The sequence below is a fragment of the Nocardiopsis aegyptia genome, assembly GCF_013410755.1.
GTDB classification, from domain to species: Bacteria; Actinomycetota; Actinomycetes; order Streptosporangiales; family Streptosporangiaceae; genus Nocardiopsis; species Nocardiopsis aegyptia.
On record NZ_JACCFS010000001.1, the window covers coordinates 4,633,423 to 4,656,390 of the forward strand.

Below are 22,968 nucleotides of genomic sequence, written 5' to 3' on the forward strand. Positions count from 1 at the left end.
CGCGCGAGACAGCGCATAGCACGACACCTCGGCACGGGCGCCCCACCTCGGCTTCTGCCGGATTTTCGGCAACTTCACCCCGGCGTGGCGGAGCGCATGGCGGCCAGGTGGCATCCTGAAACGCATGAACCAGCCACTCACCATCGAGCAGATCCGTCGGGCGCCGAAGGTCCTCCTGCACGACCATCTCGACGGCGGCCTCCGACCGGCCACCGTCGTGGAACTGGCGGCCGAGGCCGGCTACACCGGCCTGCCCACCAACGACCCCGCCGAACTGGGCGTGTGGTTCCGCGACGCGTCGGACTCGGGGTCGCTGGAGCGCTACCTGGAGACCTTCGCGCACACCACCGCCGTCATGCAGACCCGGGAGGGCCTGGTCAGGGTCGCCTCCGAGGCCGCGGAGGACCTGGCGGCCGACGGCGTCGTCTACGCCGAACTGCGCTACGCGCCCGAGCAGCACCTGGAGGGCGGCCTGACCCTGGAGGAGGTCGTGGAGGCCGTCCAGGAAGGCCTGGAACTGGGCGAGAAGCGTGCCGCCGACCGCGGCCGCAGCATCCGCACCGGGCAGCTGGTCACGGCGATGCGGCACGCGGCGCGGTCCTCCGAGATCGCCGAGCTCGCGGTCCGCTACCGGGACGCGGGCGTGAGCGGGTTCGACATCGCGGGCGCCGAGGCCGGCAACCCGCCGACCCGCCACCTGGACGCCTTCGAGTACCTGCGTCGGGAGAACTTCCACTTCACGATCCACGCCGGCGAGGCGTTCGGTCTGCCCTCGATCTGGGAGGCCCTCCAGTGGTGCGGCTGCGACCGGCTCGGCCACGGCGTGCGCATCATCGACGACATCACGGAGAACGAGAACGGCGTGCCCGTGCTGGGCCGGCTCGCCCAGTACGTGCGCGACAAGCGCGTGCCGCTGGAGATGTGCCCGAGCTCGAACGTGCAGACCGGCGCGGCCGAGTCCATCGCCGAGCACCCGATCCGGCTCCTGCGCGACCTGCGCTTCCGGGTCACGGTCAACACCGACAACCGGCTGCAGAGCGGGACCAGCCTGTCGGAGGAGTTCGCGAAGCTCTCCGAGGCGTTCGGGTACGGCTGGGACGACCTGGAGTGGTTCACGGTCAACGCGATGAAGTCGGCGTTCCTGCCCTTCGACGAACGGCTCGCCCTGATCAACGGCATCATCAAGCCGGGCTTCGCGCAGCTGAAGTGGGCGACCGACTGATGGAGCCCACCAACCCCACGAGCCACTACTCCACGCCCACCCGCCTGCTGGCGGCGGCGTGGATCGTGATCGCGGTGCTGTTGATCCTGGACGTGCTCGTCCGGGGCGAGGGCCGCGAGGCGTGGATCGCCGGTGCCGTGCTGGCCGCCAGCGTGGCCGTCGTCTACCTCGTGTGGATGCGGCCCCGCGTGGCGGTCACCGAGCGGGGGCTGCGGGTGATCAACCCGCTGCGGGAGACCTTCGTCCCGTGGGCGGCGGTCCGGTGGGTGGACGTCACCGACGTGCTCCGCGTGCACACGCCGCAGACGATCGTGCGCTCGTGGCCGCTGCGGGAGACCAAGCGCGCCAAGGTCCGCGACAACATGCGCCGGGACGCGGGCTTCCTCGACGCCGACCACGACGAGGACCCCGCGCAGATGCGGCCGGTGGACCTGGCCGCGCGGCAGCTGCGCCAGGACGCCGAGCGGTACAAGGCCCGCCCGCTGACCGGGCCGATCAAGGACGTCGACGAGGCCGGGCCGGCCGCCCTGGGCGCCGAGGACGCGCCCCAGGCCATGGTCCCGGTCGAGGTGATCGTGATCCTGGCCGCGACCGTCGTGATGCTGGTGGGTGCGGTGTTCCTCACCTGAGCGAGCGGACCCCGACCGGACCCGGTGCCCCTGGAGGGCGGCCGGGTCCGTCGTCTTTCCACGGGTGCCGGGGTTGACGCGACTCTCGACATCTGGTTAGGTAAGGCATGCCTAAGGGAGAGTGATTCGGGCGGGCGGACTTCGCGCGGATGGCCACCCGCCCGGACTTCCCCCGAAGGCGACGCGCGCGGTTCAACTGAATATCGGGTGTCACGTTCGCGAGTCCAACGGGATCTGCGGGGATCCTGCGCGACACGACACCACCAGCAGCACAGCCTTCGGCCGAGCCACGGCCGGTACCGTCCATCCCAAGGCCTCGGGGTGTACGCTCGCCACGCCGGTACCGGCCCGCCCGGCCGAAGGTTGGGCTCGGGGCGCTTCACGCCGGGTCCTTCGTCGTCGCCCGCGCCTGCGCTCGTTCCTCGCTCCGGCTCGGCTCCTCCTGCAGGCACCGGCGCGCCCCTCACCCCTGTGCTTTCTTTGGGCCTCCGCTCGTTCCTCGCTTTGGCCCGGATAGACCCCCTGTGGTCCCCACAAGCACATCGTTCACGTCAACCCCCCAGGGGTTCACGCAGGCCCGCAGGTGCACACCCCCCCAGCGCTTCCGAAGGCACACACGCCCAGGCCCAACCCCGCGTGGTTGCCGCGAGCGGAACCGGTCACGCTCAACCGCCACGGCTCCGAAGGCGCGAACGCGCAAGCCCAACCCGCTGTGCCTCAGGGCCAGCGGGTTGAAGCCGCACGATACGGCCTGGCTCAACCCGAGTGGGTTGGAGGTAGGCCGTTGCGCGATGGGGTCCACAGGGGGTTGAAGCCTCTACAGGTGAGGGGACCGCTGGGGGGTTCGCGAGGGGCGCGCCAGTGTTCTGCAGGAGGAGACGGGGCCGCAGTGAGGAACGAGCAAGGCAAGTCGACGACGAAGAACACTGGCTACTCGGCGCCCCGAGCACGGGCCAAAGCGAGGAACGAGCGGCGGCCCCAAAAAAACACAGACAGCCGGAGGCCCCCAAAAAAACACAGACGTGCCCAAAACTAGGCTGTGGTGAGCACCCGGTTGATGAGCGATCCCAGGCGCGGGGCGCGCTGCTCCACGACCTCCAGGGCGCGTTCGGACTCGAAGGGGTGGAACACCGTTCCCAGGGCGTCGTTGCTGACCATGGCCAGGGCCAGCACCTCGGCGCCCATCTCCACCGCGGCGATGGTCTCCAGTACGATCGAGCGGCCCACGACGTCAGCGCCGGCCTGGCCCAGGACCTGGAGTTCGGCGGGGGTCTGCAGTTGCGGGCCGACCGTGGCCACGTAGACGCCCTCGGCGAGGGTGGCGTCGGCGTCGTGGACGATCTGCCGCAGGCGGGGGCTGTAGGCCTCGGACAGGTCGACGAACGAGGCGCCCTTGAGCGGCGACGTCGAGGTGAGGTTGATGTGGTCGCGCACGACCACCGGCTGACCGGGCGCGATGTCCGCGCGCAGGGAGCCGGCCGAGCCGGTGAGGACGACCGTCCGCGCGCCCGCCGCGATGCCGGTGCGCACGGCGTGCGCGGTCTGGATGGCCTCGAAGCCCTCGTACACGTGCACGCGCCCCATGAACACGGCGACGCGCTTCTCGCCCACCCACATGCTGCGCACCTTGGGGGAGTGCCCGACGGCGGTGGGGGCGTGGAATCCGGGGAGCTCGGTGGAGTCGAACTCGATGTCCGCCGAACCCAGTGTGTCCGCCGCGCCGGTCAGGCCGGAGCCGAGCACGACCATGGCGTCGAAGTTGTCCGCGCCGGCGCGCGCCAGCAGGTCCTTCGCGGCGGTGGCCGCCAGCGCCTTCGCCTCGTCGGTGGTCCGGGGCGGCTGCTCTGTTTCGCTCACAAGTCGGATGCTACCGCTGTGTAGTGGGATTGTTCCGGAACGCAACGCTGTACGGGGAGCGGAATCCCGGACGCCGGGGTGGCTGAGGTGGGCACAGGTCCCCATAGACGACAATGGAGGCAACCGATACATCCAGGTGGCGCCCCGCCATGCCCGAATGTCACCCGGACCGGGAACGGGCCGAGGGGTCGCCCGCAGAGGGAGTGAAGCAGCGTGACGAAGGTCGTGATCATCGGGGGCGGACCCGGGGGCTACGAGGCGGCGCTGGTCGCCGCACAGCTCGGCGCGGACGTGACGGTGGTGGACCGCGACGGTATCGGCGGCGCCTGCGTGCTCACCGACTGTGTGCCCTCCAAGAGCCTCATCGCCACCTCGACCCGCACCACGTACGTGCGCGAGGCCGACATCCTCGGGATCAACATCCCCTCGGTCCACGAGGACAAGGCCGAGGTCGAGGTGGACATCTCGCAGGTCAACCCCCGCATCAAAGACCTCGCCCAGGCGCAGTCCGAGGACACGCGCAAGCGGTTGGTCAAGGAGGGCGTGAAGGTCGTCGAGGGCGAGGCCCGCCTGGTGGACCCGCACATCGTCGCGGTCGGCGAGCAGCGACTGCGCGCGGACGTCGTGCTGCTGGCGACCGGCGCCCACCCGCGTGAGCTGCCCACGGCCAAGCCCGACGGCGAGCGCATCCTCACATGGCGCCACCTGTACGACCTGGAGGAGCTGCCCGAACGGCTCATCGTGGTCGGGTCGGGCGTGACCGGCGCCGAGTTCGCCAGCGCCTACCAGTCCCTTGGCTCCGACGTGTCCCTCGTCTCCTCCCGCGAGCGCGTCATGCCCACCCAGGACGCCGACGCCGCCGAGGTCCTGGAGGAGGTCTTCATGCGCCGCGGCATGACGGTCCTCAGCCAGACGCGCGCCGAGTCGGTCCGTCGCACCGACGACGGTGTCGTCGTCACCCTGTCGGACGGCCGCACGGTCGAGGGCAGCCACTGCCTGATGACGGTCGGCATGATCCCCAACACCGAGGGCCTGGGGCTGGAGGAGGCCGGGGTCCGCCTGGCCCAGGGCGGCTTCGTCGAGGTCGACCGGGTCTCGCGCACCACCGTCCCGGGCGTGTACGCCGCCGGCGACTGCACGGGCGTCAACATGCTGGCCTCCGTGGCCGCCATGCAGGGCCGGATCGCGATGTGGCACGCCCTGGGCGAGGCCGTGTCCCCGCTCAAGCTGTCCACCGTGGCCTCCACGGTGTTCACCCACCCAGAGCTGGCGGCGGTCGGCGCCAGCGAGGACGACGTCCGCAGCGGCCGCATCGACGGCCGGTCGGTCACCCTGCCGCTGAACACCAACCCGCGCGCCAAGATGAACGAGGTCAAGGACGGCTTCGTCAAACTCATCTGCCGCCAGCACACGGGCATCGTGCTGGGCGGGGTCATCGTCGGCCCCCGCGCCAGCGAGCTCATCCTGGCCGTGTCGGTGGCCGTGCAGCAGCGCCTGACGGTGGACGACCTCGCGCACACCTTCGCGGTGTACCCGTCGCTGTCCGGTAGCGTCACCGAGGCCGCCCGCTCGCTCATGCTCGCCTCCCCGGAGTAGGCGGCCCCCGTCGCGCCCGTGGGCGCGCTGGAACGACGGGGCTCTCCGTGTGCGCGGCCAAGACGTCCACGGCGGGCCCCGACCCATATGCGAAACGAAGGCCGGAGGCCGTAGGATCCGGACATGATCTGTCCCAAGTGCCAAGGCCACATGCGTACCTTCGACCGGCACGGCGTCCACATCGAGCGCTGTGAGGGCTGTCAGGGCATCTTCCTGGACCGGGGAGAGCTGGAGGCCATCGCCAACGCCGAACAGAGGCACTACGGTGCCGTTCCGCCCGACCCCTCCGTGCCCCCGACCCCGCCCCCGCCGCCGCCCGCCTACCCGGCCCAGGGCGGCGGATACCCCGCGCAGGGCGGCTACCCCGCTCGTGGCGGCTACGGCGGCTACAAGGACTCCCCGCGCCCCTACGGTGGTTTCAAGGACTCCCCGCGCCCCTACGGCGGCTACAAGGACTCGCCCCGCCCCTACGGCCGCAAGCGCCGCAAGAGCTTCCTCGAAGACCTCTTCGACTGAGCCGGCGGTGCATCCGCTGATCTGCACGCACTGCGGTGCGTGGAACGACGTCCCCGACACGAGCGCGGGGGCGTCGCTCCTGTCGTGCGCGGACTGCGGCCGGACCCGGCCCTTCCTGCGGCGGCCGCTCTACTGTGTGTCCGGCCCCAGCGGCACCGGCAAGTCCACCATCGCCGGCCTGCTGCTGGAGCGGCTCCGGGACCGGTTCGTGGTCCTGGAACAGGACCTGCTGTGGGTGGGCGGGCTCCGCGACCCCGCCGACGAACACCGCCTGTTCCGCTCCACCTGGCTGCGCACGGCCGCCATGGTGCAGCAGAACGGGCGCCCGGTGGTGCTCTGCGGGACGGTCGTGCCGCCGGAGTTCGAGCCGCTGCCCGAGCGCGCCCTGTTCACCGACGTGCACTACCTGGCGCTGACCTGCGATCCCGGGGTCCTGGCCGCACGCCTGCGGGCCCGTCCGGCCTGGCGCGGATGGGACGAGGAGCGCATCGCCGAGACGCTGGACTTCGCCGACTGGGTGGCGGAGGAGGCCGACCACCTCACGCCGCCGCTCACCCTGGTGGACACCACCACGGCGGGACCCGCGGACACCGCGGCCGAGGTCGCGGCCTGGGTCGAGCGCCTCGACGCCGCCGACCCCCGGCACCCGGAGGCGTAGGCCCCGGACATGACAGCGGCCCCGGGGCGGGTGCCCCGGGGCCGCGTGCGTCGTCGCGGGTGCGCGCCGGTCAGAAGTCGAAGCCGCCGAAGTCCCCGAAGTCTCCGCCGCCCATGTCACCTCCGCCGAAGTCACCGCCCATGTCTCCGCCGCCCATGTCGCCGCCCATCATGCCGCCGCCGAGCATGGACCCCATCATGGAGCCCATCATCATGCCGGTGAACATGCCCATCATCATGTCCATCCCGAAGTAGCCGCCGGCGTAGGGCGAGTAGGCCGGGCCCGCGTCGTAGTAGGGCCGGCGCTCGCCGTCGACCTCGACCAGGCGCACGTCGGGCTGTCCGCCCGTGCGCACGGCCCGGGCGCAGGCGTCGCACGCCGTGACCGACCTCGGGGAGCCGCCGGGCGGGGCCCACTCGACGTCCGTGGTGGACGGGCCGTGCTGCGGGTTGAAGAAGCAGGGTCCGCGCCGCGCGGGCACCTCCTCGCCGTTCAACCGCGCCCGCGTGGCCGTCATGTAGTAGCGGCCGTCCTCCAGGGCACTGGTGACCGTCCGCACCTGGTCCGGTTCCTGGAGGGTGTCGAGCAGTGACTTGGCCTGGTCGTAGGAGTCCATGGCCCGGGAGTAGTCCGTGCGGGTGTCGTCGTCGACCGCGGAGAGGTCGATCTCCAGCCGCGCGACGTCCTCGCCCAGCCGGACGACGTCCTCGGTGGCCATCTGCTTGATCTCGGCGAGCTGCTTGGCCTTCTCCTCGGCCCGCTTCTTGCGCTGGTTGTAGACGAACCAGCCGCCGCCCGCGACGAGCAGCACGAGGATCGCGAGCAGGACGACGCCGGAGGTGACGCCCCCGGCGGGGGCCTCCTGGGTCTCGGCCGCGGCCTCGGGCATCGCCACGAGGGTGTCGATCGGGTTGGGCGGGTCGCCGCCGTTGGCGAGGGCCTCCTCGCGGATCGCGGCGGTGTCCTCCACGTTGGGGGAGACGACGAAGAAGTTCTCCGAACCGGAGAGCACCCCGTACACGCCGTCACCGACGTCGGCCATGACGGGATCCATGAACTGCTCGACCCCGGAGGCGGACGTGGCGTTGCCCTCGGGGACGAAGACGTAGTAGACGGGGACCTCGGCCTCGGCCGCGGCGGTCTCCAGCGCCCCGATGTCGGAGTCGGGAACCGTGGTGATGCTGGGGTCGATGAAGACCCCGTCGTTCTCCAGCTCGTCGACGATGTCCTGGGTCGGGGGCAGCCCGTCCTGGGTGTCGGCCCCGGCGGGCACCACCGAGGCGGTCACCACCGCCGCCGCGAGTCCGGCGGTCAGCACTGTGGGTGTTACCAAGCGGCGCAACATGTCGTTCCTCTCGCCTCCCTCACCCGTAGGGACGAACGAGGCACCTGGACAGTTCCCGTCACCGTCAGTGTCTCACCGCACGGTCCCACCGCACTGACACGCGCGACGGCCCGCCGGAGTCCTCCGGCGGGCCGTCGCGGTCGTGCGGGGAGCGGTGGGTCAGCTCGTGCCGTACCCGGCCTTCTCCTTCGTCACGGAGCGCTCGGACGCCGTGGTGTCGGCGTCCTCGTCGTCGCCCGCGGTCCCGGCGACGGCGTCGGAGTCGGCGCCGCCCGGGACGGAGCCGGACTCCTCGTCGAGTGGCACGAACCCGGTCACGCCGCGGGGAGCGTGGTAGCGGGCGAGGTCGAGGATGCCCTCGCGCTTGGCCACGATCGCCGGGATGAACGCCTGCCCGGCCACGTTGGTCGCGGTGCGGCCCATGTCCAGGATCGGGTCGACGGCCAGCAGCAGGCCGACGCCCTCCAGGGGCAGGCCCACGGTGGACAGGGTCAGGGTCAGCATGACGGTCGCGCCGGTGGTGCCGGCGGTGGCGGCCGAACCGATGACCGAGACGAACACGATCAGCAGGTAGTCGGTGACGCCGAGGTCGATGCCGAAGAACTGGGCGACGAAGATCGCCGAGATCGCCGGGTAGATCGCGGCGCACCCGTCCATCTTGGTGGTCGCGCCGAACGGCACCGCGAACGCGGAGTAGTGGCGGGGCACGCCGAAGTTCTGCTCGGCGACCCGCTGGGTCACGGGCAGCGTGCCCATGGAGGAGCGGGACACGAAGCCGAGCTGGGCGGCGGGCCACACACCCGTCAGGTACTTGATCGGGGAGAGCCCGTTGACGAAGGCGAGCAGCGGGTAGACGACGAACACCACGAGGGCCAGGCCGACGTAGATGGTGATCGAGAACTGCCCGAGTGCACCGATGGTGGTCCAGCCGTAGCTGTAGACCGCGTTGCCCAGCAGGCCGACGGTGCCGATCGGGGCCAGGCGGATGACCCACCACAGGGCCTTGAGCACGACGTCCAGGGCCGAGGCGGTGAAGTTGATGAACGGCTCGGCGGGCTTGCCGACCTTGACCGCGGCGATGCCCAGGACCACGGCGATCACGATGAGCTGCAGGGCGTTGAACGACAGCGAGGTCGACAGCGAGCCGTCGTCGGCGGCCGAGGTGCTCGCGGCCAGTCCGAGGAAGTTGGCCGGGACGATGCTCTCGATGAACGCCAGCCAGGAACCGTGCGAGTCGGGCGTGGCGGCGGTGGAGGCGTCCACCGCGCTGTTGAGGCCCGGACGGAAGACCAGGCCGAGCGTGATGCCGATCCCGACCGCGATCAGGGCGGTGATGGCGAACCACAGCAGCGTCTTCCAGGCCAGCCGCGCGGCGTTGGCGACGTTGCGCAGGTTGGCGATGGAGGAGATGACGGCGAGGACGATCAGCGGCGGGACGATCGTGCGCAGCAGCGAGACGAAGGTCGAGCCGACGGTCTCCAGGGTGACGGCGAGCCAGTTCGGCTCACCGTCGCCGGTGGTGCCGAGCTGGAGGGCGACGACACCCAGGAGGAGGCCGAGGACCAGGCCGGCGAGGACCTGGGCGGCGAACGGGAAGCGTGGACGCTTGCGCTTGACGGTGGTCTGCGCGGACACGGCAGGTGACTCCAGAGGTGGTGGAAGCAGGCCGGGCGCAGGTGAACGACGGCGCGGTCGGCGCCGTGGGACAGAAGGGCCCGGCTCAGGGGATGGGGCGGGATCACCGCGGGAGGGTGATCTGGGGGTGGATACGGGTGTGCGGCGCGCAGCCCGGACGGGCGCGCGTGGACCTAGCTACACGCGTGGCTGTCGAAGCGGCACAGGTCGATGTGCCACCTTCGCGTCAGTCCCCAGATGTTCGTCACAATGGAGAACAATAACCCTGGTTCCTTATTTGTTCCATACGTGTCATGGGATGAATTTCGGGCGCGGGGCCCGCAGGGCCCGTGCGCTGGGGCATCCTGGGGCAGGAGGGACACAGGGGTGCGGCGAGGATCACCCTCAGCTGCGGGTCCGGGTGAGACAATCCAGGAAAACACCGTGACGGGGTGACAGTGATGGCTACCGTTGGTGATGAGAACGATCCGACGACCGGAGGCAGCGACATGTCTGTTCCAACCGTGGCCGAGCGCTCGGTCTCCGCGTTCGGCGAAGTGACGCTCCCCATGCCTCCGCAGGAGGGCTTCACCGCCGACGACCTCGACCGCATCCCGGATCTTCCGCCGCACGCCGAACTCATCGACGGAAGCCTGGTACTGGTGAGCCCCCAGAAGCGCTTTCACATGCTCATGCTCAAGCTGCTCGAACAGCAGCTGGATGACCAGGTCCCGAGCGACCTGTCGGTCTACCGGGAATTCACCCTCAAACTTGGCGAGAAGCAGCGCCCGGAGCCCGACCTCATGTTGGTGGGGGAGGAAGTATCAGAGGGGATGGACTCGACGTGGATCGGTCCGGAACCCGTGCATCTGACCGTTGAGGTCGTGTCTCCCGAATCTGCGATCAGGGACCGGGAGCGCAAGCCTCAGCTCTATGCCGAGGCGGGGATCCCTCATTTCTGGTTGGTGGACAGGGACGACAAGGGCCCGGTCGTGTACGTCTACGAACTCGATCCGGTCAACAAGCGCTACACGAACGTGAGCGTCCACAGGGAGCGGCTGGAGGTCTCCGTTCCCTGCAAGTTGGACATCGACCTGACGAAGCTTCCGAGGCATTGAGGAAGGGGAGGCCCCGGTCTCCCGGCGCCTCCCCCTGGCGTGTGCCCTGACGCGTCAGGCGTCCTTGATCTCACAGACCACGGCGCCGTTGCCGATCGTCTCGCCCGCGGCGACCTTGAGCCCCTCGACCGTGCCCGCCTTGTGGGCGGTCAGCGGCTGCTCCATCTTCATGGCCTCGATGACCACGACCGTGTCGCCCTCGGCCACCGCCTGGCCCTCCTCGGCGACCAGCTTGACCACGGTGCCCTGCATCGGCGAGACCAGCGCGTCACCGCTGACCGCGGCCGTGCCAGACCCGCCCCTGCGCGAGGCGCGCTTGCGGCGCCCACCGCCCGCCTCGCCCGGAGCCGCGGCGGCCGCGGCGCCCAAACCCGCGGGCAGCACCACGTCCAGGCGCTTGCCGCCCACCTCCACGGTGACCGTCTCCCGCTCGACCGCCTCCGCCTCGCCGGGCGTGCCAGCCCACGGCGCGATGGTGTTCTCGAACTCGGTCTCGATCCACCGCGTGTAGACCCCGAACGCCCGCTCCGGGTCGGCCGGTGCGAACGCCGGATCGGACACGACCGCCTGGTGGAACGGGATGACCGTGGGCATCCCGCCCACGGTGAACTCCGCCAGCGCCCGGCGCGACCGCTCCAGCGCCTCGGTGCGGGTGCGCCCCGACACGATCAGCTTGGCCACCATCGAGTCGAAGGCCTGCGGGACGGTGAAGCCCGCCTCGCAGCCGGTGTCCACGCGCACGCCCGGCCCGCCCGGCATCGACAGCTCGGTGATCGTGCCCGGCGCCGGCATGAAGTTCCGGCCCGCGTCCTCGGCGTTGATCCGGAACTCGAAGGAGTGACCGCGCACCGGCGGGTCGGTGAAGCCCAGCTCCTCGCCGTCGGCGACCCGGAACATCTCCCGCACCAGGTCCACCCCCGTGACCTCCTCGGTCACCGGGTGCTCCACCTGGAGCCGGGTGTTGACCTCCAGGAAGGAGATCGTGCCGTCCACCCCGACCAGGAACTCACAGGTGCCCGCGCCCACGTACCCGGCCTCGGCCAGGATGGCCTTGGACGCGGCGTACAGCTTCTCGTTCTGCTCGGATGTCAGGAACGGGGCCGGGGCCTCCTCCACGAGCTTCTGGTGGCGGCGCTGCAACGAGCAGTCGCGGGTGGAGACCACCACGACGTTGCCGTGCGTGTCGGCCAGGCACTGCGTCTCCACGTGGCGGGGCTTGTCGAGGTAGCGCTCCACGAAGCACTCGCCGCGCCCGAACGCGGTGACGGCCTCGCGCACCGCCGACTCGTAGGCGTCGGGGACCTCCGCCAGGGTGTGGGCGACCTTGAGGCCGCGGCCGCCGCCGCCGAAGGCGGCCTTGATCGCGATGGGCAGCCCGTGCTCCTCGGCGAAGGCCACCACCTCCTCGGCGGACTCCACCGGGTCCGGCGTGCCCGCCACGAGCGGGGCGCCGACCTTCTGCGCGATGTGGCGGGCCTGGACCTTGTCGCCCAGGGCGGTGATCGCGGACGGGGGCGGGCCGATCCAGGTGAGCCCGGCGTCGATGACGGCCTGGGCGAAGTCGGCGTTCTCCGCCAGGAACCCGTAACCGGGGTGGACCGCGTCGGCGCCCGATTCGGCGGCCACGGCCAGCAGCTTGGCGATGTCGAGGTAGGAGTCGGCGGGGGTGGACCCCCCGAGTCCGTGGGCCTCGTCGGCGACCTTGACGTGCAGCGCGTCGAGGTCGGGTTCGGCGTAGACGGCGACGCTGCCCAGGCCCGCGTCGCGACAGGCGCGGGCGATCCGGACGGCGATCTCGCCGCGGTTGGCGATCAGAACTTTACGCACGGTGGGAAATCCTCCTGCTGCGGCGTGGGACGGTCACACGCCGGACGCTCGACGAGTCGGTGCTGTGTACGAGGGGCACGGGCGTCACCGCAGGCTCCGGCGCCAGGCGCCCGGGCCGGGGTACAGCCGGGTCCGCAGCCCCCGTGAGCGGTCCCGCCATCCGGAGGCGGGCGCGGTGGGCACGGGTGCCTCGGCGGCGGCCCTGGCGGCGGCCGCGCGTGCGCTGAGCACGGCGGTGAGCGCCGCGAGCTCCTCGGCGGTCGGTTCGCCCCGGACCACCACCAGGTGGGGCGGGTTCTCGTGCGCGGTCACAGCGGAATGTTCCCGTGCTTCTTGGGCGGCAGCTGCTCACGCTTGTTCTGCAGTGCCCTGAGCGCCTTGGCGACCTGGTCGCGGGTCTCGGACGGCATGATGACGCCGTCCACGTAGCCGCGCTCGGCCGCCGAGTAGGGGTTGAGGAGCGTGTCCTCGTACTCGCCGACCAGCCGTGTGCGCTCGCCCTCGACGTCGTCGGCCTCGGCCAGCGTGCGCCGGTGCAGGATGTTGACCGCGCCCTGGGCGCCCATGACCGCGATCTGCGCGGTCGGCCAGGCCAGGTTGACGTCGGCGCCCAGGTGCTTGGACCCCATGACGTCGTAGGCTCCGCCGAAGGCCTTGCGGGTGATCACGGTGATGAGCGGGACCGTGGCCTCGGCGTAGGCGTACAGGAGCTTGGCGCCCCGCCGGATGATGCCGTCCCACTCCTGGTCCGTTCCGGGCAGGAACCCGGGCACGTCCACGAAGGTGAGCACGGGGACGTTGAACGCGTCGCAGGTGCGCACGAAGCGCGCGGCCTTCTCGGAGGCGTCGATGTCCAGGCAGCCGGCGAAGCTCATCGGCTGGTTGGCGACCACGCCGACCGACCGGCCGTCCACGCGCCCGAAGCCCACCACGATGTTGGTGGCGAACTGGGCGTGGACCTCCAGGAAGTCGCCGTCGTCCAGCACCGCCTCCACGACCTGCCGCATGTCGTAGGGCTGGTTCGCCGAGTCCGGGATGAAGGTGTCGAGCGCCAGGTCCGTCTCGGTCGCCTCGGCGCCCGCGGGGGACTCCGCGGGCAGGAGCGGCGCCTCCTCCAGGTTGTTGTCCGGCAGGTGCGAGAGCAGGGTCCGGACGTAGTCGATGGCGTCCTGCTCGTCGGCGCCCATGTAGTGGGCCACGCCCGACCGGGTGTTGTGGGTGCGTGCCCCGCCGAGCTCCTCCATCGACACGTCCTCGCCGGTGACCGTCTTGATGACGTCCGGGCCGGTGATGAACATCTGGGAGGTCTCGTCGACCATGACGACGAAGTCGGTCAGGGCGGGGGAGTAGACGTGCCCGCCGGCCGCCGCGCCCATGATGAGGGAGATCTGCGGGATGACGCCGGAGGCGTGGGTGTTGCGCTTGAAGATCTCGGCGTACAGCCCGAGCGCGACCACCCCCTCCTGGATGCGCGCGCCGCCGCCCTCGTTGATGCCCACCACGGGGCACCCGTTGGTGAGGGCGTGGTCGAGGACCTTGCAGATCTTCTCGCCGTAGACCTCGCCCAGCGATCCGCCGAAGACGGTGACGTCCTGGCTGAAGACCGCGACGGGGCGTCCGTCGACCGTGCCGTGGCCGGTGACGACGCCGTCGCCGTAGGGGCGGTTGCGGTCCAGTCCGAAGTTGGTGGATCGGTGTCGGGCCAGGGCGTCGAACTCCACGAACGAGCCGGGATCGAGGAGTGCGTCGATCCGCTCGCGTGCGGTCATCTTGCCTTTGGCGTGCTGTTTCTCGACGGCTCGCGCGGACCCGGCATGGACGGCTTCGTACCTGCGCCGTTGCAGGTCGGCGAGCTTGCCCGCGGTGGTGTGGATGTCGATCTCAGCCGCGGACAGCGGTTCAGGGGCTTCGTTGGCCATAACAGCTCAGGTTAGCCCGGCGGGGTCGGCGGCCGGGCACGCGGCCCACGGTTTCCCGACGGGTCCCGGGGCCCGTCCACGTGCGGCGACACGTCCGGGGCGGTCGTGGAATGGTCCGCTTCGGATCCGAAAACGGCGTGATTTCCTGTTCACGGAAGGCTGGGAGTAACAATGATTAACGCGTTGGCAAAACCGTCAAAATACACCCCCGCGCACCGGCCCACGTGCGCGATCTCTGTATGGTCGGGCCTATGACAGCGGTAAGCGCAGAACGCGACAGTGCCCGACAGGAAGTCCCCGAGCAGCTTCGGAATGACGTCAAACTGCTCGGCGAGATGCTCGGAACGGTCCTCGCCGAAAGCGGCGGAGCGGACCTCCTCTCCGACGTCGAACGGCTCAGGCACGCCGTGATCGGTGCCCGGGACGGCGCGGTCACCACGGAGGAGATCACCGCGATCGTCGCGGCGTGGCCGCTGGAGCGGGCCAAACAGGTCGCGCGGGCGTTCACGGTCTACTTCCACCTGGCGAACCTGGCCGAGGAACACCAGCGCATGCGCGCCCTGCGCGAGCGCGACGACGCCGCGAACCCGCCCCGCGAGTCCCTCGCGGCGGCCGTGCGCGCCATCCGCGAGGCCGAGGGCGGCGAGGAGCGCCTGGACGAGCTGATCGCGGGGATGGAGTTCCACCCCGTGCTCACCGCGCACCCCACCGAGGCCCGCCGCCGCGCCGTCTCCACCTCCATCCTGCGGATCAGCGCGCAGCTGGACGCCTGGCACGCCTCCCACGAGGGCAGCTCCGCCGCCGCCGAGGCGCACCGGCGCCTGCTGGAGGAGATCGACCTCCTCTGGCGCACCTCGCAGCTGCGCTACACCAAGCTCGACCCGCTCGACGAGGTGCGCACCGCGCTCGCCGCGTTCGACGAGACGATCTTCGACGTCATCCCGCACGTGTACCGGACGCTCGACACGGCCGTCGACCCCGAGGGGACCGGCGTCCGCGCCCCGCGCGCGACCCCGTTCGTGCGCTACGGCACCTGGATCGGCGGCGACCGCGACGGCAACCCGTTCGTCACCTCCGAGGTGACCCGCGAGGCCATGAACATCCAGTCCGAGCACGTGCTGATCGGGCTGGAGCGGGCCTGCGACCGGGTCGCGCGCACGCTCACGGCGTACTCGAACCTCACCCCGGCCGCCCCGGCCCTGCTCGACGCCCTCGCCACCGGCAAGGCGGGCCAGCCCGCGCTAATGGCGCAGATCACCAGCCGCTCGCCCAACGAGCCGCACCGCCAGCTCCTGCTGCTGGCCGCGGCCCGGCTGCGCGCCACCCGTGAGCGCGACGCCGACCTGGCCTACCCCGACGCCGACGCCTTCCTCGCCGACCTGCGGCTGGTCCAGGACTCGCTCGTGGCCGCCGGCGCCGTCCGCCAGGCCTACGGCGAACTCCAGCACCTCATCTGGCAGGCGCAGACCTTCGGCTTCCACCTGGCCGAGCTGGAGATCCGCCAGCACAGCGAGGTCCACGCGGCCGCGCTCGCCGAACTGCGCGCCGGCGGGCCGCGCTCGGAGCGCACCGAGGAGGTCCTGGACACCATCCGGGTGATCGCCTGGATCCAGGAGCGCTTCGGCGTGGAGGCGTGCCGCCGCTACATCGTCAGCTTCACCCGGTCGGCCGAGGACATCGAGGCCGTGTACGAGCTGGTGGAGCACGCGCTGGGGGAACGGCGCCGGATCGTCCTCGACGTCATCCCGCTGTTCGAGACCGGCGCCGACCTGGACGCCTCGCCGCACGTGCTCGACGGCATGCTCAAGCTGCCCCAGGTACAGCGGCGGCTGGGGGAGTCCGACCGGCGGATCGAGGTCATGCTGGGCTACAGCGACTCCGCCAAGGACGTCGGCCCGGTGAGCGCGACCCTGCGCCTGTACGACGCCCAGGCGCGCCTGGCGGCGTGGGCCGCCGAGCACGACATCCGGCTGACCCTCTTCCACGGCCGGGGCGGCTCCCTCGGCCGCGGCGGCGGTCCGGCCAGCCGCGCCCTGCTCGCGCAGGCGCCCGGCTCCGTGGGCGGGCGCTTCAAGGTGACCGAGCAGGGCGAGGTCATCTTCGCCCGCTACGGCCAGGCGGCGATCGCCCGCCGGCACGTGGAACAGGTCGGCCACGCGGTGCTGATGGCCTCCACCGACAGCGTGCAGGAGCACGAACGCGCCGCCGCCGAGCGGTACCGGCCCTACGCCGACCGCATCGCGGCCGCCGCCCAGGAGGCGTACCTGGACCTCATCAACACCGAGGAGTTCGCGGTGTGGTTCTCCCGGGTCAGCCCGCTGGAGGAGCTGGGCGAGCTGCGGCTGGGCTCGCGCCCGGCACGTCGCGGCGCCGCGCGGGGACTGGGCGACCTGCGCGCCATCCCGTGGGTGTTCGCGTGGACGCAGACCCGCGTCAACCTGCCCGGCTGGTTCGGTCTGGGCACCGGCCTGGCCGCCGTCGAGGACCTGGACGTGCTGCGGGCCGCCTACCGCGAGTGGCCGATGTTCGCGTCGCTGCTGGACAACGCGGAGATGAGCCTGGCCAAGACCGACCGCACCATCGCCGAGCGGTACCTGGCGCTGGGCGGCCGTGAGGAGCTGAGCGAACGCGTCCTGGCCGAGTACGACCGCACCCGCGACCTCGTGCTCAAGGTGACCGGGCACAGCCGCCTGCTGGAGAACCGCGCCGTGCTCTCGCGCGCCGTGGACCTGCGCAACCCGTACGTGGACGCGCTCTCGCACCTGCAGCTGCGCGCCCTGGAGGCCCTGCGCGGCGAGGAGGCCGACGCGCTGTCGGAGCAGGACCAGCAGCACCTGGAGCGGCTGCTCCTGCTGTCGGTCAACGGCGTGGCCGCCGGCCTGCAGAACACCGGCTGACGCCGCACAGCACGGCGCCCCCGCACCCGTCCGGGTGCGGGGGCGCCGTGCTGTGCGCGGGCCGGCGGTTCAGGCCGGGAACTCGGAAGTGTCCAGCGTGAGGTCGAACGGCTCGGGAAGGTGGATCTCCTTGCCGAACGGGACCTTCACCACGCTGGTGTAGACACCGTTCTCCGGTTCGGAGAAGAGGGTCACCTCACCCTTGCGGGTAGTCGGATCCCGACGGTCCACCAACAGGTACAGCGCAATCCCGGCGTGAGCGTAGCCCCAGAGCTTGGCCTTGCGGTCCCTCTTCGCGGTGCTCCTAGACGTCACCTCCATGACGAGGATCGCGTCGGCGGCGGGATTCTCGGCGTCAGGGTCGGGCGCGCTCTCGGGCAGGACCATCAGATCCGGGAAATACATGCTGCCGGTTCGGGGGATCTTCAAGTCCTGGGTCTGGTGGACCTCGGCGTGGGCGAGCGCACTGCCCTCACGCAGGACCTCGCGTGTCAACGCCTTGGTCATGAGCCAGACGATCTGGCTGTGCTCGTAGTCGGGGGGAGCCACAACGATGATCTCGCCTTCGATGATCTCGGCCCGCCAGCCTTCGGGCACGTTCAGGTCGTCCAAGGCGCGCAACATGATTTCCCAATGAGGCAGGGGACCTTCGACCGCCTCGATTTCCGCGATGCTCATCTGCCGCGTCACCTCCGGTAACTGAACGTAGCAACCCGCGATCATCGCTGTGCTGGTTTCAGGGTAACCGGCGGCCTTCCGCAGCACATGGGTTTCCGGTGCGGGATTCGGCGCTGCTGTAATGGGGGCATGCCGAGTGACACCGAGACCTTTCCCCGCCCGCCGCTCGACGCCGCGGCGCTCAACGCCGCGCTCGTCCGCCCCGGTCGCATGTGGCGCGGCGTCGACGTGGTGCCGGCCGTGGGGTCGACCAACTCCGAACTGGTCGCGCGGTCCGCGACGGGCGCGCCGCACGGCAGCGTCCTGGTGACCGAGCACCAGACCGCCGGCCGGGGGCGCCTGGGCCGCGTGTTCACCACGCCGGACCGCGCCGCGCTGACCTTCTCCGTCCTGCTCCGCCCCCGGGTGCCGACCAACGCGCTCGGGTGGATCCCCGTGATCATGGGCGTGGCCGCGGTGACCGCCGTGCGGCGGGTGTCCGGGGTGGCGGCCGTGCTCAAGTGGCCCAACGACCTCCTCGTGCCCGCCGCGGAGCGTGCCGGGGAGGCCGAGGAGGACGGCAAGCTCGCGGGCATCCTGTCCGAGGCGGACTTCTCCGCTCCCGACGCCCTGGGGGTGGTCGTCGGGATCGGGCTCAACGTCTCCCAGGACCGCTCCGAGCTGCCCGTGGACACCGCGGTCTCCCTGCGCGGCGAGGGCGCCGCGAGCCTGGACCGGGGCGAGCTGCTCACCGAGCTGCTGCGGGAGTTCGAGGAGCTCTACACCCCCTGGTCGGCCGCCGGGGGCGACGCCGGCGCGTGCGGCCTGGCCGCGGCCTACCGTGAACTCTGCGTGACCATCGGCCGTCGGGTCCGTGTCCACCTGCCGGGCGACGGACTGCTGGAGGGGGTGGCCGCCGGAGTCGACGGCGACGCCCGGCTGTTGGTCGACGGCCCCGAGGGCCGGACGGCGCTGAGCGCGGGCGACGTCGTCCACGTGCGGCCGGGCGGCTGATCGCCCCCTGGGGGTTGTCCACAAGCGGTCGTCGGCGGCCTCCCGCGTCGGGGCGGCTTGTGCCATGATCACCGTTATGGCTATCGCGGACCGATATCTCTCCGACGGCGAGGAGCTCGTCCACGTCGCCCGCCAGCACTGGACCGTTCTGGTGGGCGAGTTCGTGGCGCTGCTGCTCATCGTCGCGGTCGTCGGAACCGCGTTGTGGTTCCTCCCGTGGGACCAGGACTGGAGCCTGATCGCCATGGCCGTGGTGGTGGGCGTCGGCCTGGTCGCCGCGATCGTCTTCTGGTTCGTCCCCATGCTCAGGTGGTCGACCACCGTCTACATCCTCACCAACCAGCGCCTGATGATGCGTGACGGCATCGTGTCCAGACAGGGCCGGGACATCCCCCTCACCAGGGTCAACGACGTCTCCTTCGCCATCTCGCTCTGGGAACGCCTCATGCGGTACGGAACGTTGTCCGTACAGTCGGCGTCGGAGCAGGAGGGCATGGTCCTGCGCCGGGTGCCGAGGCCCCAGTGGTTCCAGTCCGAGATCTACCGCCAGGTCAACGCCGTCCACACGGTCCGGAGACCGGATGTTCCTCCGGGCTCCGGCGGCTGACCGGCCGTCATCGGTGAGCGCCCACCCCCTCGCGGGGAGTGACCACGGGCGTAAGCTGGTACTGAGCCGGTGCCGCACCGTCGGCCGGATGACGAAGTGCTCGCTCCCCACAGCGGTGGGGACGGTCCTGTGAAAGAGAACGAATGCCGTCGCGTCCCGACCCGAAAGCGATCGAAACCGTCCTGCTCGGCGGTGAAGCGGTCTACACCAGGGAACAGGCGATCGAACTCGCCGGTGCCGAGCCCGAGATCGCCGGGCGCGTCTGGCGCGCCCTCGGCTTCCCCGCCCTGGGCGACGACTCCGTCATCTTCGCCGAGAGCGACGTCGAGGCCCTGCGCATCACCAACTCGCTCCTGCAGGAGGGCGTGCTGGACGAGGAGGGCGTGGTCCGCTTCGCCCGCGCCATGGGGCAGACGATGGCGCGCCTGGCCGACTGGCAGACCAGCATCCTGAGCACCCTCATCTTCAAGGACGGCGACACCTCCGCGGCCAGTCCGCTGATGAACCACGTCAAGGAACTGCTGCCGGACGTCGAACGGCTGCTGCTGCACATCTGGCGCCGCCAGCTCGCCGCGTCGACCGCCCGCACGCTGGCGGTGATGTCCAACGGCGACGACGTGGTCCCCAACTACTACCCGCTGATCGTCGGGTTCGCCGACCTGGTCTCCTTCACCACCCTCAGCCGCGAACTCGACGAGGTCGAGCTGGCCGAGGTCGTGGAGGGCTTCGAGGCCACCGCGGCGGACATCGTCGCCTCCGGCGGCGGCCGGGTGGTCAAGACGCTCGGCGACGAGGTGCTCTACGTCGCCGACGCCCCCCAGCAGGCGGCCGACATCGCCCTGCGGCTGGCCTCGGGGGTCAAGACGCACGTGGAGGTGCCCGACGTCAGAGTCGGGGTGGCCTACGGGCCGGTCCTGACCCTGCACGGCGACGTCTTCGGCACCACCGTCAACCGCTCCAGCCGACTGACCTCCTTCGCCCGGCCCGGCACCGTGCTCATCGACGACGCCCTGGCCGAGAGCCTCACCGACGACGACGATCTCCAGGTGGTCAAGGTGCGGGCCCGCCACGCGCACGGGCTCGGTCTCATCCAGCCCTACGCCCTGCGCCGCAACTTCGAGCCCGGCGGCCACTGAGGCGGGGGATACGCGTGTGCGGATCCTGCCCGGGGGATAGGGTCGAAGTGGTAGGACCAGCAGGACTGGGGCATCTCCCGGTCATCTCCTCAGACGTCAGGTGGTGAACCCGTGCATGACTCCTCCCCCGTCCAGCGCCTTCGTACCTCGGGCATCTTCAGCCTCGAGGGCGGCGACTTCGACGTCGAGAACAACGTCTGGATCGTGGGCGACCGCGAGCACGCCATCGTCATCGACGCCGCCCACGACCACGAGGCCATCGCCCGGGGGCTGGGCGACCGCGAACTGATGGCCATCGTGTCCACCCACGGGCACAGCGACCACGTCAACGCGGCGGTCGCCCTGGCCGACCTCACGGACTCGCCGATCCTGCTCCACCCCGACGACGCCGAGCTGTGGCACCAGGTCCACCCCGCGCGTGAACCCGACGCCCCGCTGCTGCACGGCGAGGTGCTGCGGGTCGGCGGTATGGAGCTCTCCGTCCTGCACACGCCGGGACACACCCCCGGCGGGGTGAGCCTGTACGCGGCCGAGCTCGGGGTGGTCTTCACCGGCGACACCCTCTTCCCCGGCGGTCCGGGGGCCACGGGCCAGCCGTTCTCGGACTTCCCGACGATCATCGCCTCCATCCGCGACCACCTCGTGGCCCTGCCGGGCGAGACGGTCGTGCACCCCGGCCACGGTGAGTCCACGACGATCGCCGAAGCCGCCGCGCACCTCGACGACTGGGCCTCCCGGGGCTTCTGACCCGATCGGCCCGATGACCCGGTCGGCCCGATCGGCCCGGTCGCACAGGCTCAGGGGGCGGACTTCTCCCACACGGACACGTGCCCGGTGCTCTCGTGCGTGAACGGCTCGCGGTTCCAGCCCGCCCAGCGCTCCACCAGCCGCATCCCGGCGATCCGCGCCATCAGGTCCAGCTCGGCCGGCCACACGTAGCGGAACGGGATCGACCGGACCGAGCCCTTCCCGCCGTCCACGGTGATGTAGTTCGAGCTCATCGCCTGGGTGGCGCAGTCGTAGACGTCGAAGGCCCACTGGGTACCGCTCTGCCCGAACGGCAGCACGCGCTGGCCGGCGGGCAGCCGCCGCAGCTCCGGCACACCCACCTCCACCACGAACCGGCCGCTCGTCCGCAGGTGGGCGGCGGCGTTCTCGAAGCACGCCACCTGCGCGTCCTGGGTGGTGAGGTTGTCGATCGTGTTGAACACCAGGTACACCAGGGATCGGTCGCCCCCGACCCGCGTGGTCGCGAAGTCCCCGATCGTGGTGCCGACCGCGTCCGCGCCGGGCTTGGCGCGCAGCCGGTCGACCATCGCCCGCGACATGTCGATGCCGTGGACAGGGACGCCGCGCCGCGCCAGTGGCAGGGCGATCCGGCCGGTACCGACCCCGAACTCCAGGACGGTCCCGTCCCCGGCCAGGTCCGCCAGCAGGTCGACCGCCGGAGTGACCGCCTCGGGGGCGAACATCGTGGCCGCCGACGCGTCGTAGTCGGCGGCGATCTCCTCGCCGAAGTATCCGTCGTCGTGCGTCATCCGGGGACCGTAACCCGGCCGTGCCCGGCCCCGCACCCGGTTTTCCGCCCGGCCGGGAGCCTGGCGGCGGTCGGTGGTCAGCCGGCCCGCGCCGTCCCACAGGTCTGCGCGCGACCCGCTGAGCGCGGCGCCCCGCACACGGTTGCGCAGGTCATACCCACCGACTAAAGAAAAATTTAGTGACAGCGAAGTCCATTGTGATGTTTGTAAAGAGCTGTTAGTTTCACCTCCGTGGTGAACGACGACACAGACTCCCCCGCCGACATCGGCGCCCGGATCCGCCGTCGCAGGCGAGCCCTCCAGCTCACGCTCCGGGACGTGGCGGACCAGTCCGGCCTGACCGAGGGCTACCTGTCGCAGATCGAACGCGACCAGGCCAACGCGAGCGTGCGCGCCCTCCAACGGCTGTGCGCGGTCCTCAAGCTCAACGTCGGCGACCTCTTCGACCAGGCCGCGGCCTCGGCCAGCGCCGTCCTGCGCTTCCGCGACACCCGCGGTATGTCCTTCGGCGAGGGCGCGACCAAGGTCAAGCTCACGCCGTCCGCCTTCGACCACCTCGAAGTCCTGCTCGGCCACTTCGCCCCCGGCGGCTCCACCGGCGTGGAGGCCCACACCCACGGCGACTCCGAGGAGCTGCTCCTGGTCCTGTCCGGCGAGGTGGAGGTGTGGGTCGGCGACCAGCGCCACCGGCTCTCCGCCCTCGACTCCGTCCACTACCGCAGCAGCGAGCCGCACCGCGTCGTGGAGACGACGGGGAGCGACGAGGCCCGTGTGCTCTGGGCGATCGCCCCGCCCACCTACTGAGCACCGCGACCGGG

20 protein-coding genes are annotated in these 22,968 nt (G+C 71.1%); 12 read left to right on the plus strand and 8 right to left on the minus strand.

Going from position 1 to position 22,968, the window contains the following annotated elements; all coding sequences use genetic code 11:
- The first annotated feature begins 124 nt into the window (after window positions 1-124).
- Complete coding sequence (locus HNR10_RS20710; protein WP_179826077.1) at window positions 125-1,222, plus strand: adenosine deaminase; 1,098 nt, start codon at window positions 125-127, stop codon at window positions 1,220-1,222.
- Entirely contained in the window at window positions 1,207-1,851 is a 645-nt protein-coding gene (locus HNR10_RS20715; RefSeq protein WP_312889361.1) for a PH domain-containing protein, read from the plus strand. Before HNR10_RS20710 ends, HNR10_RS20715 begins: the two co-directional genes overlap by 16 nt.
- Window positions 1,852-2,883: 1,032 nt before the next feature.
- Here HNR10_RS20715 and HNR10_RS20720 read toward each other — a convergent pair.
- Window positions 2,884-3,708 (minus strand): purine-nucleoside phosphorylase, encoded by an 825-nt coding sequence (locus HNR10_RS20720; protein ID WP_179826082.1) that lies wholly within the window; start codon window positions 3,706-3,708, stop codon window positions 2,884-2,886.
- A 213-nt stretch (window positions 3,709-3,921) separates the two neighbouring features.
- On the opposite strand from HNR10_RS20720, the gene HNR10_RS20725 reads away from it, so the two are divergent.
- The 3 genes from HNR10_RS20725 to HNR10_RS20735 all read left to right on the plus strand — a co-directional run bounded on the left by HNR10_RS20725 (window position 3,922) and on the right by HNR10_RS20735 (window position 6,478).
- Window positions 3,922-5,304, plus strand: coding sequence for an NAD(P)H-quinone dehydrogenase (locus HNR10_RS20725; RefSeq protein ID WP_179826084.1), 1,383 nt, complete (start codon window positions 3,922-3,924; stop codon window positions 5,302-5,304).
- A gap of 123 nt (window positions 5,305-5,427) precedes the next feature.
- Complete coding sequence (locus HNR10_RS20730; protein WP_179826086.1) at window positions 5,428-5,820, plus strand: TFIIB-type zinc ribbon-containing protein; 393 nt, start codon at window positions 5,428-5,430, stop codon at window positions 5,818-5,820.
- Window positions 5,821-5,827: 7 nt separating this feature from the next.
- Window positions 5,828-6,478 (plus strand): AAA family ATPase, encoded by a 651-nt coding sequence (locus HNR10_RS20735; protein ID WP_179826088.1) that lies wholly within the window; start codon window positions 5,828-5,830, stop codon window positions 6,476-6,478.
- A gap of 70 nt (window positions 6,479-6,548) precedes the next feature.
- Here the strand turns inward: HNR10_RS20735 and HNR10_RS20740 are convergent, their stop codons facing one another.
- Together HNR10_RS20740 and HNR10_RS20745 are read right to left on the minus strand one after the other, a co-directional pair.
- Window positions 6,549-7,796 (minus strand): chemotaxis protein CheA, encoded by a 1,248-nt coding sequence (locus HNR10_RS20740; RefSeq protein WP_179829858.1) that lies wholly within the window; start codon window positions 7,794-7,796, stop codon window positions 6,549-6,551.
- A 186-nt stretch (window positions 7,797-7,982) separates the two neighbouring features.
- Entirely contained in the window at window positions 7,983-9,458 is a 1,476-nt protein-coding gene (locus HNR10_RS20745; protein ID WP_179826090.1) for a dicarboxylate/amino acid:cation symporter, read from the minus strand.
- A gap of 440 nt (window positions 9,459-9,898) precedes the next feature.
- On the opposite strand from HNR10_RS20745, the gene HNR10_RS20750 reads away from it, so the two are divergent.
- A complete protein-coding gene (locus HNR10_RS20750) occupies window positions 9,899-10,555 on the plus strand; it encodes a Uma2 family endonuclease (protein WP_246407481.1) in 657 nt (218 codons plus the stop codon).
- Window positions 10,556-10,609: 54 nt separating this feature from the next.
- Here HNR10_RS20750 and HNR10_RS20755 read toward each other — a convergent pair whose 3' ends face one another.
- The 3 genes from HNR10_RS20755 to HNR10_RS20765 form a co-directional block, all read right to left on the minus strand.
- Window positions 10,610-12,382, minus strand: a complete 1,773-nt coding sequence (locus HNR10_RS20755) for an acetyl/propionyl/methylcrotonyl-CoA carboxylase subunit alpha (RefSeq protein WP_179826092.1) — start codon at window positions 12,380-12,382, stop codon at window positions 10,610-10,612.
- An 84-nt stretch (window positions 12,383-12,466) separates the two neighbouring features.
- Entirely contained in the window at window positions 12,467-12,694 is a 228-nt protein-coding gene (locus tag HNR10_RS20760; RefSeq protein WP_179826094.1) for an acyl-CoA carboxylase subunit epsilon, read from the minus strand.
- On the minus strand, window positions 12,691-14,301 hold the full coding sequence (locus HNR10_RS20765) for an acyl-CoA carboxylase subunit beta (protein ID WP_179826097.1): 1,611 nt from the start codon (window positions 14,299-14,301) through the stop codon (window positions 12,691-12,693). Before HNR10_RS20765 ends, HNR10_RS20760 begins: the two co-directional genes overlap by 4 nt.
- 335 nt (window positions 14,302-14,636) lie before the next feature.
- Between HNR10_RS20765 and HNR10_RS20770 the strand changes: the two genes are divergently transcribed.
- Window positions 14,637-17,198 (plus strand): phosphoenolpyruvate carboxylase, encoded by a 2,562-nt coding sequence (locus HNR10_RS20770; RefSeq protein ID WP_179829860.1) that lies wholly within the window; start codon window positions 14,637-14,639, stop codon window positions 17,196-17,198.
- Between the two features lie 69 nt (window positions 17,199-17,267).
- Here HNR10_RS20770 and HNR10_RS20775 read toward each other — a convergent pair whose 3' ends face one another.
- A complete protein-coding gene (locus tag HNR10_RS20775) occupies window positions 17,268-17,876 on the minus strand; it encodes a Uma2 family endonuclease (RefSeq protein WP_179826099.1) in 609 nt (202 codons plus the stop codon).
- Between the two features lie 129 nt (window positions 17,877-18,005).
- Between HNR10_RS20775 and HNR10_RS20780 the strand changes: the two genes are divergently transcribed.
- The 4 genes from HNR10_RS20780 (at window position 18,006) to HNR10_RS20795 (ending at window position 21,359) form a co-directional block, all read left to right on the plus strand.
- Window positions 18,006-18,869: a biotin--[acetyl-CoA-carboxylase] ligase gene (locus HNR10_RS20780; protein WP_179826101.1), complete on the plus strand. Its 864-nt coding sequence runs from the start codon at window positions 18,006-18,008 to the stop codon at window positions 18,867-18,869.
- A gap of 76 nt (window positions 18,870-18,945) precedes the next feature.
- On the plus strand, window positions 18,946-19,476 hold the full coding sequence (locus HNR10_RS20785; RefSeq protein ID WP_179826103.1) for a PH domain-containing protein: 531 nt from the start codon (window positions 18,946-18,948) through the stop codon (window positions 19,474-19,476).
- Window positions 19,477-19,619: 143 nt separating this feature from the next.
- A complete protein-coding gene (locus HNR10_RS20790) occupies window positions 19,620-20,612 on the plus strand; it encodes an adenylate/guanylate cyclase domain-containing protein (protein WP_179826104.1) in 993 nt (330 codons plus the stop codon).
- A 111-nt stretch (window positions 20,613-20,723) separates the two neighbouring features.
- Window positions 20,724-21,359: an MBL fold metallo-hydrolase gene (locus HNR10_RS20795; RefSeq protein WP_179826105.1), complete on the plus strand. Its 636-nt coding sequence runs from the start codon at window positions 20,724-20,726 to the stop codon at window positions 21,357-21,359.
- A gap of 50 nt (window positions 21,360-21,409) precedes the next feature.
- Here HNR10_RS20795 and HNR10_RS20800 read toward each other — a convergent pair whose 3' ends face one another.
- Complete coding sequence (locus HNR10_RS20800; protein WP_179826106.1) at window positions 21,410-22,150, minus strand: class I SAM-dependent DNA methyltransferase; 741 nt, start codon at window positions 22,148-22,150, stop codon at window positions 21,410-21,412.
- Between the two features lie 234 nt (window positions 22,151-22,384).
- Between HNR10_RS20800 and HNR10_RS32040 the strand changes: the two genes are divergently transcribed.
- Window positions 22,385-22,954: an XRE family transcriptional regulator gene (locus tag HNR10_RS32040; RefSeq protein ID WP_218897909.1), complete on the plus strand. Its 570-nt coding sequence runs from the start codon at window positions 22,385-22,387 to the stop codon at window positions 22,952-22,954.
- Window positions 22,955-22,968 lie beyond the last annotated feature (14 nt).

Bases quoted from the DNA above. Each gene is read 5' to 3' on its own strand.
- HNR10_RS20710 (WP_179826077.1), top strand. From the start codon at position 125: ATGAACCAGCCACTCACCATCGAGCAGATCCGTCGGGCGCCGAAGGTC.
- HNR10_RS20730 (WP_179826086.1), top strand. From the start codon at position 5,428: ATGATCTGTCCCAAGTGCCAAGGCCACATGCGTACCTTCGACCGGCAC.
- HNR10_RS20750 (WP_246407481.1), top strand. From the start codon at position 9,899: ATGGCTACCGTTGGTGATGAGAACGATCCGACGACCGGAGGCAGCGAC.
- HNR10_RS20765 (WP_179826097.1), bottom strand. From the start codon at position 14,301: ATGGCCAACGAAGCCCCTGAACCGCTGTCCGCGGCTGAGATCGACATC.
- HNR10_RS20770 (WP_179829860.1), top strand. From the start codon at position 14,637: ATGCTCGGAACGGTCCTCGCCGAAAGCGGCGGAGCGGACCTCCTCTCC.
- HNR10_RS20775 (WP_179826099.1), bottom strand. From the start codon at position 17,876: ATGAGCATCGCGGAAATCGAGGCGGTCGAAGGTCCCCTGCCTCATTGG.
- HNR10_RS20780 (WP_179826101.1), top strand. From the start codon at position 18,006: ATGCCGAGTGACACCGAGACCTTTCCCCGCCCGCCGCTCGACGCCGCG.
- HNR10_RS20785 (WP_179826103.1), top strand. From the start codon at position 18,946: ATGGCTATCGCGGACCGATATCTCTCCGACGGCGAGGAGCTCGTCCAC.
- HNR10_RS20790 (WP_179826104.1), top strand. From the start codon at position 19,620: ATGCCGTCGCGTCCCGACCCGAAAGCGATCGAAACCGTCCTGCTCGGC.
- HNR10_RS20800 (WP_179826106.1), bottom strand. From the start codon at position 22,150: ATGACGCACGACGACGGATACTTCGGCGAGGAGATCGCCGCCGACTAC.